Origin of the sequence: Desulfovibrio sp. (assembly GCF_034006445.1) — a bacterium.
Lineage (GTDB): Bacteria > Desulfobacterota > Desulfovibrionia > Desulfovibrionales > Desulfovibrionaceae > Desulfovibrio.
The window spans coordinates 16,620-30,577 of the sequence record NZ_JAVESS010000007.1; the positions used below are offsets into that span (position 1 = coordinate 16,620).

11 protein-coding genes and 1 pseudogene are annotated in these 13,958 nt (G+C 55.8%); 9 read left to right on the forward strand and 3 right to left on the reverse strand.

The window, feature by feature from the left end; genetic code table 11:
• Positions 1-622: 622 nt before the first annotated feature.
• The 9 genes and pseudogenes from RBR41_RS08235 (at position 623) to RBR41_RS08275 (ending at position 9,415) form a co-directional block, all read left to right on the forward strand.
• A complete protein-coding gene (locus tag RBR41_RS08235; protein ID WP_320352105.1) occupies positions 623-2,578 on the forward strand; it encodes an NADH-quinone oxidoreductase subunit L in 1,956 nt (651 codons plus the stop codon).
• Positions 2,578-3,429 carry a complex I subunit 1 family protein gene (locus RBR41_RS08240; protein ID WP_320352106.1) on the forward strand — a complete coding sequence of 284 codons (852 nt, stop codon included), beginning with the start codon at positions 2,578-2,580 and terminating at the stop codon, positions 3,427-3,429. Before RBR41_RS08235 ends, RBR41_RS08240 begins: the two co-directional genes overlap by 1 nt.
• A gap of 12 nt (positions 3,430-3,441) precedes the next feature.
• Positions 3,442-3,882, forward strand: a pseudogene (locus RBR41_RS08245) (NADH-quinone oxidoreductase subunit B family protein); the annotation flags it as partial.
• A 135-nt stretch (positions 3,883-4,017) separates the two neighbouring features.
• Positions 4,018-4,497 (forward strand): NADH-quinone oxidoreductase subunit C, encoded by a 480-nt coding sequence (locus RBR41_RS08250; RefSeq protein WP_320352107.1) that lies wholly within the window; start codon positions 4,018-4,020, stop codon positions 4,495-4,497.
• A complete protein-coding gene (locus RBR41_RS08255; protein WP_320352108.1) occupies positions 4,494-5,576 on the forward strand; it encodes a nickel-dependent hydrogenase large subunit in 1,083 nt (360 codons plus the stop codon). Before RBR41_RS08250 ends, RBR41_RS08255 begins: the two co-directional genes overlap by 4 nt.
• A gap of 2 nt (positions 5,577-5,578) precedes the next feature.
• Positions 5,579-5,980 (forward strand): 4Fe-4S binding protein, encoded by a 402-nt coding sequence (locus RBR41_RS08260; RefSeq protein ID WP_320352109.1) that lies wholly within the window; start codon positions 5,579-5,581, stop codon positions 5,978-5,980.
• 865 nt (positions 5,981-6,845) lie between these two features.
• Positions 6,846-8,078: a sulfite exporter TauE/SafE family protein gene (locus RBR41_RS08265; RefSeq protein ID WP_320352110.1), complete on the forward strand. Its 1,233-nt coding sequence runs from the start codon at positions 6,846-6,848 to the stop codon at positions 8,076-8,078.
• A 217-nt stretch (positions 8,079-8,295) separates the two neighbouring features.
• Positions 8,296-8,841 carry a hypothetical protein gene (locus RBR41_RS08270; protein WP_320352111.1) on the forward strand — a complete coding sequence of 182 codons (546 nt, stop codon included), beginning with the start codon at positions 8,296-8,298 and terminating at the stop codon, positions 8,839-8,841.
• A 268-nt stretch (positions 8,842-9,109) separates the two neighbouring features.
• Positions 9,110-9,415: a hypothetical protein gene (locus RBR41_RS08275; RefSeq protein ID WP_291302957.1), complete on the forward strand. Its 306-nt coding sequence runs from the start codon at positions 9,110-9,112 to the stop codon at positions 9,413-9,415.
• 548 nt (positions 9,416-9,963) lie between these two features.
• Here the strand turns inward: RBR41_RS08275 and RBR41_RS08280 are convergent.
• The 3 genes from RBR41_RS08280 to RBR41_RS08290 all read right to left on the reverse strand — a co-directional run bounded on the left by RBR41_RS08280 (position 9,964) and on the right by RBR41_RS08290 (position 13,876).
• Complete coding sequence (locus tag RBR41_RS08280) at positions 9,964-11,061, reverse strand: NADH:flavin oxidoreductase/NADH oxidase (RefSeq protein ID WP_320352112.1); 1,098 nt, start codon at positions 11,059-11,061, stop codon at positions 9,964-9,966.
• Positions 11,062-12,292: 1,231 nt separating this feature from the next.
• A complete protein-coding gene (locus RBR41_RS08285; protein ID WP_320352113.1) occupies positions 12,293-12,799 on the reverse strand; it encodes a DUF1269 domain-containing protein in 507 nt (168 codons plus the stop codon).
• A 207-nt stretch (positions 12,800-13,006) separates the two neighbouring features.
• Positions 13,007-13,876, reverse strand: a complete 870-nt coding sequence (locus tag RBR41_RS08290) for an MBL fold metallo-hydrolase (RefSeq protein WP_320352114.1) — start codon at positions 13,874-13,876, stop codon at positions 13,007-13,009.
• Positions 13,877-13,958: the final 82 nt, after the last annotated feature.

Sequence of the window (13,958 nt, forward strand, 5' to 3'; positions counted from 1 at the left end):
TAAATGCTCTAAGGCTGCACGACAGTGCAGCGCGCCGCAACGTGTCATGGATTCAGCCGCAAATCACATTTTTCGGCTGAATGAAAACTTTGAACTATGTAACATTTCAAAGTTAATCTGCTCTGGACCGAAACGCTGCATTTTTCATTTGCTGCGCTGATGAAAATGGCGGCGTGAACATTTTTTTCTGAACTGTGTCATGCTGCGACATCGTGTTCGGGCAACTGTTGCACGCAGGGATGGACTGTACTTATTGTCACATGAACCGCCAGTATAGAGTTTGCGCGAAATGCCATTTGCGCGGTGCTATGACCGCAAAGCAACTTTTGCGACTGACCGCAAAAAGAAGCGCAGAGGGGAGCAGTGCCGGAGGCGCTGTTATGAAAGCAAAAAAAATCAAGGCATATTAAGCGAAGGGCAAGTAACGACACGAAATTTTTGCAGACTGTTTAATCAATGAATGAGGAAATTTTCTTTCTTATTGACGCAAAATGCCAGTTCGTTTAACTCTAGAAATCGTGAAAAGTATCAGGAAGGGAGGAGGAAGCACATTAGTTTTATGTTGTGAGAAACGAGTTAGGGTGAATATTTTCACAACTCGCAATGTAGTGGGGCAAAAATTATGAATACACTTGTTTTTTGCTGTGTGGCGCTGCCCTTCATTGTGGCGCTTGTACTCTATTTCACACAGCTTGACCGCACCCGCAAGCTTCTCGTGCCTGCAGCGGTTGCGGTGATGGCGCTGGCAGCCGTGATCATGGGATCTAACGGCGCGTTCCGCCTGGAGGCGGACTCATTTTGTGGCATACCGCTGGACAGCCTGTTCAGCCTGCTTGATCTGTTGTTGCTGCTCTATATTCTGGGACTGGGCTGGAAACTCGGCAGCAGAACGGTCATGGGCATGACGGCACTGCAACTGGTGGGCCTGCTTTACCTGAAGTTCGTTCTCGCGGACGGAGCAGCCCCCATCACGGCTTTTGCGCCCGACGGCCTTTCGCTTATCATGGTTATCATCATCTCTGTCGTGGGTGGTCTTATCACCATTTACGGCCTGGGGTACATGGATATTCATGAAGAGCACCTGCATTTGCGCGTATCGCGCAAACCCCGTTTTTTCGCCATTATATTCTGTTTTCTTGGGGCCATGAATGGCCTGGTGCTTTCCAACAATCTTTCGTGGATGTTCTTTTTCTGGGAAGTAACGACACTCTGTTCCTATTTGCTTATCAGTCATGATCAGACGCAAGAAGCCAATGCCAATGCTTACCGCGCCTTGTGGATGAACGTTCTCGGTGGTCTTGCCTTTGTTTCGGCCATGCTTTTTGTCCAGAAGAGCCTTGGCACGCTGTCCACTGAAATCGTCCTGCAAAAAATGACGGCTATGGATGTAAAGAGCACAGCCATGCTGCTGCCTTTCGCCTTTTTCTGTCTGGCAGCCTTTACAAAGTCGGCCCAGGTGCCGTTTGAAAGCTGGCTGTGCGGAGCCATGGTGGCTCCTACTCCGGTTTCGGCCCTGCTGCACTCCGCCACCATGGTCAAGGCTGGCACCTATCTTTTGCTGCGCATGGCCCCGGCCTTTGCAGATACCACCATGTCCACCATCGTGGCGCTGTTCGGCGCATTCACCTTTGTGGGCACGTGCATTCTCGCGGTCAGCCAGAGTAATGCCAAAAAGATTCTGGCCTATTCCACCATCGCCAACCTTGGCCTGATCATCGCCTGTGTGGGCATAAATACGGCGGCGTCCATGATGGCGGCCACAACCATCATCATCTACCACTCCGTATCCAAGGGCCTGCTCTTCATGTGCGTGGGCGCCATTGAACAGCGCATCGGGTCGCGCGATATCGAAGACATGCGCGGCCTGTACAGCAAGATGCCCCGCACGGCCATTATCACGGCCATCGGTATCTTTACCATGATGCTGCCGCCCTTCGGCATGCTCATAGGCAAGTGGATGGCCATTGAGGCCATCGCGCGCGCCACCCAGGCCATGACGCCCATCATCTTCTTCATTGCGCTGGGGTCGGCCTTCACGGTGCTGTTCTGGGCACGTTGGGCCGGCATTCTGGTTTCTTCGGCCAATCTGCACGAACGGCCGGCACACGGGAATCCCAAGGCTACGGTCATGTTCGCCCTGCGTTCACTCTGCGGCCTTGCCATCGTGTTCTCCTTCTTTTCGCCGATGGTGCTGAAGACCTTTGTGGAGCCTTCCGTTGCTGGCGTGTACGCACGTCTCGGCCTCAAGGGCGAGGGCTTCATCCCCGGTGCGTCGCTCACGAGCGGGGCGGGGTACTTCTGGATTTACCTGCTCTTCATCCTCTTGGGCCTCGGAGCCTGGGTCGCCTGGAAGGTCGCCAGAAAGGTGCCCAACGGTGCGCATACGCAACCGTACTTCTCCGGTCTGGCGCAGGAGCAGGCAGGGCAGATAGGCTTCAAGGGCCCCATGAACGCCTTTGAACCCGTGCGCCTGTCCAACTTCTATCTGTCTCAGTACTTTGGCGAAGGCACCATCACAAGGGCCATTGATATTATTTCCACGGCCTTTCTCATCGTTCTGGTAGGAGGTCTGCTCTGATGCTGTCCATCCTCAGTGCTATCGGCGGATTGATCTTGTCGCCCCTGGTAGGGGGGCTGCTGACCGGGGTGGACCGCCGCGTCACGGCGCGCCTGCAATCGCGTCTTGGGCCGCCTCTGCTCCAGCCTTTTTATGATGTGCTCAAACTGTTCGGCAAAGAAGCCTACGTCACCAACGCGTGGCTGGTTTTCAGCGCCTATATGACGCTTATTTCCTCGGCTCTGGCCCTGTTCATCTTCTTTATGGGCGGCGACCTTTTGCTGTTGTTCTTCGTGCTCACGGTGGGCGCGGTCTTTCAGGTGGTGGGCGCGCTGTGCGTACCCTCGCCGTACAGCAACATCGGCGCGCAGCGCGAACTTTTGCTCATGCTGGCCTATGAACCCATACTCATTCTGGTGTTTGTGGGCTTTGCCATGTGCACGGGTTCCTTCTCCATTGAAGCCGTTTTTGCGCAGGATCAGCCCCTGCTGCTCAAGATGCCCCTGCTGTTCCTGGCCCTCGGCTATGCCCTGACCATCAAGCTGCGCAAGTCGCCCTTTGATATCTCGGCCAGCCATCACGGCCATCAGGAACTGGTCAAGGGCGTGCAGACCGAATATTCGGGGCCGTTCCTGGGCATCATTGAAGTGGCTCACTGGCTTGACCTGATACTCATTCTCGGGCTTTGCGCCATGTTCTGGCATACCAGCGTCATTGGCATGGCCACGCTGGTGGTTGCCTCGCTGTTCACGGAAATTCTCATCGATAACGTCACGGCCCGGCTTACCTGGCAGTGGATGGTGCAGAAGAGGTCTCTGCTGCTCGGCATGGGATTGGCCCTGGTTAATCTGTTATGGCTGTATGTGGCGTAAGGAGGCAGGCATATGGGTTTTCTGGATAAGATGATTAAGCAGAGCCGTCTGAAGTCTCCCTGGATAGTCCACTTCGACTGCGGCTCCTGCAACGGTTGCGATATTGAAGTTCTGGCCTGCCTCACGCCCATCTATGACGTGGAGCGCTTTGGCGTGGTCAATGCGGGCAACCCCAAGCATGCGGACGTTCTGCTGGTTACCGGCACGGTCAACCACCGCAACCGCCACGTGCTCAAGCAGATATATGATCAGATGCCTTCGCCCAAGGCCGTGGTTTCCATAGGCGCGTGCAACCTTTCCGGCGGCGTCTTCAAGGATACCTACAACGTGCTTAACGGCGCGTACAACATCATCCCCGTGGATGTCTTTGTGCCGGGCTGCCCGCCCAAGCCCGAAGCCATCATTGACGGCGTGGTGGAAGCGCTGGCAGTGCTCAAGGCCAAGATGGGCATGGGGCCCATGCCCGAAGCGACCTTTATGCCAGGTGACGAAGACGGAACGCCCGCTGGCGCACGAGATGAACAAGCGCCCGTTGCCGAAGGCGACAAGTCACAGCAAAACGCGGGTTAGCCCGGAGAGGATGCAACCATGTTTTTTGAAGCCAAAGACGTGACGCCCGATACGCTGCTTGCTGAAGTGCAGCGCCTGGCCAACGCCAAATGTCGTTTTGTCACCATGTCGCAGACGGTCGTTGACGAGAACACCCTGCGGCTGTTCTATCACTTTGACGAAAACCTCACCATGTCCGACCTGCGCCACAATCCCGAATTGTGCATGTGGGCGCCCACGGACGCCAAGGGCATGGTGCACCTGCGTATGGATGTGAACAAGGACGCGCCCATCCCGAGCATCAGTTCCATATACTTTTGCGCGGTGCTCATTGAAAACGAGACCCAGGACCAGTTTGGCGTGCGCTTTGCGGGCCTGCCCCTGGACTACCAGGGCGGCATGTATCTGGAAGGCGAAGTGACCCACGCCCCGTATTTCACCATGACCACCGTCCGGCGTCCCGCCGCGGCTGCCAAGGATGACGCCAAGGCAGAACCCGCCAAAGGAGATCAGGCATGAGCAACCGCACCACAGTGATTCCTTTCGGGCCGCAGCATCCTGTGCTGCCCGAACCTCTGCACATCAAGTTTGTGGTGGAGGACGAAACCGTTGTGGGGGCCATTCCCCAGCTCGGCTTCGTGCACCGCGGCCTGGAAAGCCTCGTGCGCACCAAGGACTATAACCAGATGGTCTTTGTGGTGGAGCGTATTTGCGGCATCTGTTCCTGCATCCACGCCAACTGCTACTGCAACGCCATTGAAGACATGATGGGCATCACGGCCCCGCCGCGCGCCCAGTTTTTGCGGGTCATCTGGTCTGAACTGCACCGCATCCATTCCCATCTCTTGTGGCTGGGACTTTTTGCGGACTCCTTCGGCTTTGAAAGCGTGTTCCAGCAGTTCTGGCGCATCCGCGAACATGTCATGGACATTTGCGAAGCCACGGCGGGCAACCGCGTGATCCTGTCGGTCAACGTGGTGGGCGGCGTGCGCCGCGACCTCGCTCCCGACCAGATCCGCTGGATGCTTGGCCGCCTGGACGAACTGCAAAAAGGCATGCGCGAACTCACAAGCACCATGCTGGATGACTATACCGTGCAGGAACGTACGCGCGGCATAGGCTACCTCAGCAAGGACGACGCCCGCCTGCTGGGCGCTGCCGGCCCCACCCTGCGCGGCAGCGGATGGGAAATCGACGAACGCATGCATGGCTACGCAGCTTACAGCGATCTCAACTTCATCCCTGTGGTGGAAAACGACGGCGACTGCTACGCACGTTCCAAGGTGCGCTTCTATGAAGTCCTGCACTCGATGGATCTTATCCGCGAAGCCCTGAACCGCCTGCCGGAGAGCGAGCTTACCGTCAAGGTGCCCGGCAATCCTGATGGTGAATCCGTCTTCCGCGTTGAACAGCCCAGAGGCGAACTGTTCTACTACATACGCGCCAATGGCACCAAGTATCTGGAACGCATGCGGGTGCGTACGCCAACATTCGCCAACGTCCCGCCCCTGCTGCACATGTTGCCGGGCTGCAAACTGCCCGACGTGCCGGTCATAGTGCTCAGCATAGACCCGTGCATCTCCTGCACAGAGAGGTAGCCATGTACATGCTTAAAAACGTATTGCGCAACCTGTCGGGCAAGCCCGCCACGCGGCTGTATCCGCTGGAAGAGCGTGAGCCCTTCCCGGCATACAGGGGCGTAATAACCAATGATGTTGAAAGGTGCATATTCTGCAGTACCTGCGCAAAGGTCTGTCCCACGGACGCCATCACTGTAGACGCCAAGGCCGGACAATGGGTGTATGACCCCTTCCTGTGCGTGTACTGCTCGGCCTGTGTGGAAAAATGCCCCACCAAATGCCTGATGCAGGTTCCAACGCACCGCAAACCCTCGGTAACCAAATTCCGGGTCTTGCGCACGGGCACACCGCGCGTCAAGAAAAGCGCCGGAGCCAAGGCCAAGGCTGAGGGCAGCGCCAAGGATAAACCTGAAAGCGAATAAAGGCACGGGCTTGCCCATGCCGTAGCCGGATACAAAACAAAAGACCGCCTTTACATGGCGGTCTTTTTTTGTTTTTACTGTCGGCCCGCGCATTTTTCGGCAGAATGGCAAATTGAACTGCGAGCATTTCAAAGAGAATCGGCATCCAGGGCGAAAACGCATACGGCTTGCGGCAAATCCTTGTCTGGCGGGCGTGCAGGGGGTGGGGCTGGCAGCATATCCATACAATATGTGAATTTCTGCCCGCATGGATTGGCAGCGCGACAGCCTCAAAGGGGCCGGCCAAGGGCTGATCGTAAAAATATCTATTACTTATCCTGGCGGGCACTGGTGCGAAGGGCATTGCTTTATCTCAAATTTTCACGTGTATATATATTGTTGTTTATAGAGAAGCACTAAAAACAAATTTGTAAAATAAATGCAATTACTAATTTTTTATTTTTTTATATAACATGGAAAAAATAGTAAATATCTGTTAATTTTTTTGTCTACTATTTAGTATATACAATAACATAAAGTATGCATTGTGTGTGTACATTTTTAAATATGCAAATACTGTATTGCATGGTCATATACTTTTCCTGTGGTCGTGATAATGTTTTTCGGTAATATGGTATTGCAAAATGAATGTTTATGCACGATACTAGGGAAAGCACCCCTGTACCTCAAACACCGTGACCGACTCTGGCAACACAGGTTTGCGGCAGTACTAACCTTTTGCAAGGCGAGTGCTGATTTTTCAGTTATCCCATGTGAATTGTTTAACTTTTATTCAATGATTCTGGGCTTGGGATCATATCTACGCTGCCTGAGCACGGGCGCGCATGATCTGGTGTATATAAAGTAAACCTGGAGGAGAAACTTTATGAAAAACAGATGGATGGTTGGCGGCAGTCTGGTTTTGTTGTTGCTGTTTACCGTGGGTCAGGTCTTTGCGGCTGAAGGGCAGGCCCCGGCTGCTGCTGCACCGGCTGCTGAAGCTCCCAAGGCTCCGGCTGCGGCCATTGATGATCCTGCCATTGCCGCACAGCTGCAGTCGGCACCGGCCGGGCTGAAAAAAGCCATTGCCGAACAGATCAAGGTCGCCCCCAAAACGTACGACGCCACTGCCACGCCTGGGTACCTGGGCATCCCCGGTGGCCCCTCGGTTAACCTCATTCTGGCCTTTTGCTGGGCCCTGTGGGTGGGCTGGATATTCTCCACCGTGGGCGCTTTTGGTGGCGTTATGGCGGGCGTGGGCCACATGACCGTGCACGGCCTTGGCAACTACGCAAAGTCTTTCGGCAAGACGCCCCTCAACAAGGCTGTTACCGACTCCGTGCGCGCCTCCAACCAGATGCTCGCCGGTCTTTCAGCCGTTATCAGTACCTTCAGCTACTACCGCATGAAGCGTCTGGTGCTGCCCCTGGGTATTGCCCTGGGTCTTGGCTCCATTGTGGGCGCGTACCTGTCCACTTCGCTCACTGCTGGCAAGCTGAACTTCTCGTCCTACCAGGGCTATTTCGGCATGTTCGTTCTGGCGCTGGGCCTGTATCTTATCTGGGAAACCTCACCCATGGGGCAGCGTTCCAAGGCCAAAGCCAAGGAAGCCGCCAAGGCTTTTGAAGCCGCTGCCAAGAGCAAAAACACCGGCGAAAAAGCGTCCACTGGCGTGAGCATGATTTCCTTCAGCATCACCCGCTGTGTGTTCACCTTCTGTGGCGTCGAGTTTGCTTTCAACCCGCTGCTGCCCTTCGTCGGCGGCGTCGTTATCGCCAGTATCGCGGCCTTCCTTGGCGTGGGCGGCGGCTTCCTGCTGGTTCCCTTCATCACCAGCGTAACCCAGCTTCCGATGTATCTGGCTGCGGGCACATCCGCTCTGGCCGTTCTGGTGAGCATGATCACGGGTATCACCACCCTCATGCTGCACGGCGCGCTGGTGGACTGGAACTTCGTGAGCATCGAACTTCTCGGTATCACGGTAGGCTCCATTGTTGGCCCCTACACCTCCCGCTTCTTCTCTGAAATCTGGCTCAAGCGCCTCTTTATCGTGCTGGCGCTCTATGTGGGCACTGACTACGTGCTGCGCGGCTTCTTCCAGATCAAGATGTTCGGCTAGCGAGCGCGCGGCCGCCGTGGAACGCTAAATCCTTAAAGTCGGTGCCTCGGCAGTTGGGCAGCCTGACCCTGGGGTTCACGTATAACGGCAGTCACGGTTCCAGATAAAAATAATGGCGCGGCGGAGAATTGTCTCCACCGCGCCATTGCGTTATGGTGTGGGCACACTTTTTTAACTGCCGGCAAACCCGAAGACATAAAGGGCTACTGAACACCTCATGATAGACACATTTCTTCTTTGGCTCGATCCTGTTCTGGTTCTGCCTTTTCGTGTGATCCCGCACCCGGAAGTGGGCTACTTTTTTGGCGTGGGCTGTCTGGCGCTTATTACTGTGCTTCTCGGCCTTGTCACCCTGAGCGTGGCCAACAGGCTGCATGCCAAACGCCTGAAGAAGTATCAGGACCAGATGCAGCACTATCACACGCTGAGTGAACAGGCCCTGTCAACCGGAAGCAAGGAAACCTTCAAGGCCGTCAACCGCCAGGGACATGAAGCCTTTGGGTACCATTTTTCGTTGAGCGGTGCGCTTTTTGTGGCCTCGCTCTGGCCTGTTCCCATTGTATTTGCCTGGATGCAACTGCGTTTCGGCCTGCTGAGTCCGGTTCTGCCCTTTAATTTGCCGCTTTTTGGCAACCAGCCGGGCATGGTTTTCTGGTTTCTGCTGTATTATATTCCGCTGCGTATGTATTTTTCGAAAGTCTGGCGAAAACTGCAACTGCGTAAAAGGGAACCCCTTTCAGAGCAAAAGGTCATGTATCCCTGAGGCGTATCCCCAGGGGGCCTTGGCGAAAGGTTGCCGCAATGAATGGAGCGTGTACGCATTTTTATGGAATGCGTCTGTTCGGGCAGTAGTCGTGACTCAGCTGTCCGAGTGTTTTTGATCAGACGTATGAGGTTGCCGTGGGGCTGTGATATTGAGTGGGGGAGAGTGGCTAGGGATTTTATCTTGACAATGAAATTCATTTTCACAATGATGGGGCACGCCGCGCGAACCGGTTTTGCCCCGGCTCGTCACCATAAGGAGATCCCGCATGTACACACGTTTTGGCACGACAGAAGAGATGGTCATTCAGACTGTTGAAGAAAACAACGCAACCTTTCTGCTGGCCATCGACAGCACCGGCCTGTATATGACAACGCCCAATTACGTGGGCAAACCTCTCGCCGACACCAACCGTTACAGCGCCGCGCGCCAGAATGTTAACGAGAGGCTGCGCGCACTGGGATTGGACCCCGAAGAACTGTGGGCCAACAACCAGAATCTTATCAAGAGCGAAACCGTGTCCGCCAAGAAGGTCAACCCGCTCAAGGCCTCCAAGCGCGGTTCCAAGGGCTAGGCAATCTGGTCTGGAGCAGATCAACTTTGAAATGAGAAGCATTTCAAAGTGTTCATTCAGCCAAAAAATGCGATTTGCGGCTGAATCCACGCCACGTTGTGGCGCGCTGCACGACAGTGCAGCGCTAGAGCATGTACACTTTTTCAAAGTTAAAATGCTCTAAAGGCTCCAGAGCTGGCAATACGCATACCTTCAGCGACGCCGTTTTCACGACGGATGCTGACATGTACTTTGGGGGAGGCCCGGCATACGGGCCTCCCTTTTTGTATTGAAAAAGGCGGGTTCGCAGGAACCCGCCTTTTGCGTCAGATACAGAGGCAATTGCCGATACGATGGCGTGATGCGGTGGGGCTGTTTTTTGCCCCGCTTCAGTACAGACAACTCGCTGTAATACACTGCAATACAATAAGAGTTTTAGGGGGTGGGGGTGTGGGGGAGGAGACCCTTTTGCAAAAGGGTCCCTCCCCCACAAAACATCATCCACGACTCTACAAAAGGGTCCCTCCCCCACAAAGCATCATCCACAATGCCCCAATTATACAAAAAAACTACACAAACAGGGTTTTCAGCTTATGCGGCTGGCAGCGTAGATATTGCGAGGGGGCATCGGCAATGGACGCGCCAAGGGCTGCCGCCGCATGCCAGGGCCAGCGGGGGTCGTAGAGCATGGCGCGGCCAATGGCCACCATATCGGCCTGCCCGCTGACAATAATGCCCGCAGCCAGTTCAGGCTCGGTAATGAGCCCGACGGCAATGACGGGCAGGCTTGTGACCGCCTGTTTGATGGCCTGGGCAAAGCCGACCTGATAGCCGGGAGCCAGGCTGATCTGCTGATCCGGCGAAAGTCCGCCGCCGGAGACGTGAATATAGGCTGCCCCGGCCTTTTCAAGTTCCTGCGCCAGGATGGCGCACTCCGGCACATCCCATCCGCCGGGGGCAAAGTCCGAGCCTGAAACGCGCATGCCGACGGGAACGCTGGCGGGCAGGGCCTTGCGCACCGCCGCGAACACACGCAGGGGAAAGCGCATTCTGTTTTCCAGGCTGCCGCCGTAGGCATCGTCCCTTTTGTTGGACAGGGGCGAGAGAAACTCGTGCAGCAGATAGCCGTGGGCCGCATGCAGCTCAATGGCCTTGTAGCCCGCGCGAACGGCGCGCTGCGCTGTTGCCACAAAGGCTTCCAGCAGGCGGTCGATGTCGGCCTCGGTGAGCGCCAGGGGCGTCTGCGAAGCTGCGTCAAAGGGCAGTGCGGAGGGCGCGTATACGGGCCAGCCGCCATCCTGCGGGGCGATGGGGCCGCGTCCTTCCCAGGGGCGGCCTGTGGAGCCCTTGCGGCCTGCGTGTCCTATCTGAACGGCCACGGGTATGGAAGAAAACGTGCCAATAAAGTCCAGCATGCGGCGGTGCAGTTCTTCCTGCTCGTCGTTCCACAGACCAAGGTCACCCTGAGAGATTCTGCCCTCAGGTTCCACGGCGGTGGCTTCGACAATAAGCAGACCTGCGCCCGAAACGGCCAAATTCCCGTAGTGCATATGGTGCCACTGCGTCGGACGTCCTTCATCTGCGGAGTATTGGTCCATGGGGGGAATAACGATACGGTTGGCGAGCACGAGCCCGCCGAGAGTGATGGGAGAGAAAAGGGTATTCATGCAAACTCCTGCCTCACGGCCACGGGGCCGTAAATGCGTTGTCCCTGGCTCTTCCGCATCTGGTGCAGCCAGGGTAAACAGGCTTAGCGCCCGCTGTTGCGGGGCAATGTTGTTTCAGTATGCGCTCAGGCCCTGCCCAGGGCAAGTGCCCTGCCGGGCTGCCTGTGGGCGCTGATTTCTTCAGCAAGTACAGAGTGTTACTCTGTTGCAAGATCTGACCGCGCTACTGTTCAGAGGTTTTGGACGCTGCAGGCTTCAGGGACGTCACGGGATTTCTTTTGCACCTTGTTTGTAATGGTGGTATAATAGCTAAAATTATTTGCGATTATGTCAAGCTCGCTTGGCGCTGCAAAGGCGGCTGCCGTGGGCGGTAATATGCTGGCTACACGAGGCAGCTATGCGAGGCAGTTACGCCAGGCGGCTACTCGGCGATTATAAAAAACAGATATGCGGCTGCGGACGCTTGCGCCCGCACGACGCCAACGGAGGCTTGCGTTAAGCAGCACTTGGGGGCCGTCGCAGAAACGGGGGAAGAAGGGGCGCGCCTTCTTCCCCCGCAGCTATTTCAGGCCTGCCGTTATTTCAGGCCTGCCGTTATTTCAGGCCTGCCGTTATTTTAGCCCCACGGTTATTTCATCCCTGCCGCTATTTTAGCCCCATGGTTATTTCATCCCTGCCGTTATTTTACTCCCGCTGTATGCCGCTCGGCAACACGGGCAGGATGTCGCCGCAGAACTCTTTGCTGTGCTCTTTGCCCTTTGGTGCTTTATTCATTCAGGCTGACAGCCCTGCATGCGGCTCCGAGTATCGCGCAAGCGACAGAGGCCTTTGCCCTGAAAAGTTTTGTAATCTCACGCAATAAGCTGTGTTGTAAAAAGCACTGCCCCAAAGTGGGCAGTGCTTTTTGCTTGTGCGCGGCGCAACGTCAGCGCCAGAATACTCTCGTGTAGAAATTGCTCTGGCGGCTGCGTGAGCAGACGCTCGCCGTGCTAACATAGTAAGAGTTTTAGGGGGAGGGGGTGTGGGGGAGGAGACCCTTTTGCAAAAGGGTCCCTCCCCCACAAAGTCTTTCAAAAAAACTGTTCTAGACCAGATTACCTTTGAAATGTTACACATTTCAAAGGGGTCATTCTGCCGAAAATGCGATTTGCGGCAGAATCCACGCCACGTTGTGGCGCGCTGCACTCTCGCGCAGCGTTAGAGCATTTAACTTTTTCAAAGGTTAAATGCTCTAGCCTTTATTGGCGGCGTTCTGGGCGGCGCTGAGCGCAGCCTGAAGGCGGCTTTCATCTTCATGCGACAGTGAAGACTGAATGATTTCACCGCCGGAACCGCGCAGTTCGGCCAGCACCTTGTCGGTAATTTCAGAATCCACCAGCACGAAGAGTGCAGACGAACCCGGCTTGAGTTTTTCGCCAAGCTGCTTCATGAAATCATCGTTGATGCCCACATCGCTCAGCGCGCCGCCCACAGCGCCCGCGCCCGCGCCTACCACGAGGCCCAGCAGGGGATTCAGAAAGATCAGGCCGATGAGGGTTCCCCAGAAGCCGCCGCTCAGTGCGCCGGTGGCCGTGAGGTTGAAAAGCTGATGCAGCTTGACCTTGCCATCCTGTTTACGGGTAACCACTACCGCGTCTTCAAGGTCCACGAGGTAGGATTTCTGCATCTTCAAAAACTTGACGCGTTCTTCACTGGCCTGGGTTTCGTTGGGATAGGCTACAGCAATAAGTGTACGCATGAATGCTCCTTGGTTGTCAACGTCGCCGCGCAAAAGGCGCGGCAGTAAGCAATCATTAAATAATTAATGATTATGTTTAGCAGCATACCCCGACAGGCGAGGCAAGGCAACCGCGAGCGCCTGGGCACCTTGGGTGCGCCTGTGGCGCCTGGGGCACCTTGGGTGCGCCTGCCAGGGGCCGCCTTGAGTGCGTCTGGCCACCCGTGGCTACAGTTTATTTACAGGCAGCTTCACGTACTGGATGCCGTTGACCGCAGCGCCGAATCTGCCGGTGCGCATGTTGGCCTGGATGGACGGCAACAGCAGGGCGGGCACAGCTTTGCCGGTGTCATCGGCCTTGCGCTGCGCGACGAAACTGTTTTTATCAATGCCTGTATGCAGCCTGGTGTTTTTTGCTTTCTGTTCGCCGACGGTGGCCATGCACTCCGGGCCGCGCGTGCCTTCAGGCGGATAGTCGTGCCCCACATAGATGCGGAAGTGATCGGGCAGGGCAAAGAGCTTGCGCGACGAATCGTAGGAATCCTCGGCGCTGCCGTTGGGGAAGTCGCAACGGCCCGAGCCGACGTCCGGCAAAAAGATGGTGTCGCCCACAAAGACGGTGTCTTCAATGATGTAGGTCGTGTCTGCCGGGGTGTGCCCGGGAGTGTGGATCATTCTGGCCTTGAGGTCGGCGATGGTGAATTCTTCATCATTGTCAAACAGGTAATCGAAGTCGGAACCATCGGCGGGGGTGTCGGCGGCCGTCTGAAAAATGGGAACCCAGGTGCTGATAATGTCCAGAATATGCTTGCTGATGGCAATCTTGCCGCCCAGCTTTTCCTTGATGTAGCTGGCGGCGGTAAGGTGGTCGGCGTGGATGTGGGTTTCAAGAATCCACTCAACCTGCAACTGTTTCTGTTGCACAAAGGCAATGACGGCGTCGGCAGACGTAGTGGCCGTGCGGCTTGAGGGCATGTCGTAATCAAGAACGCTGTCAATGATGGCGCAACGCTTCTGGGTATCTGTATCGGACCAGACCACGTAGGTCCAGGTAGCGGTAATGGGATCAAAGAATCCGCGCACATTGGGTGCAGCCATGGTAAACTCCTTGGGCATCGGCGGTGCTTTGCCGGAACGGGAACGTTTGAGTGACCTTGCAGACAGGGGCTCTATGCCGGTC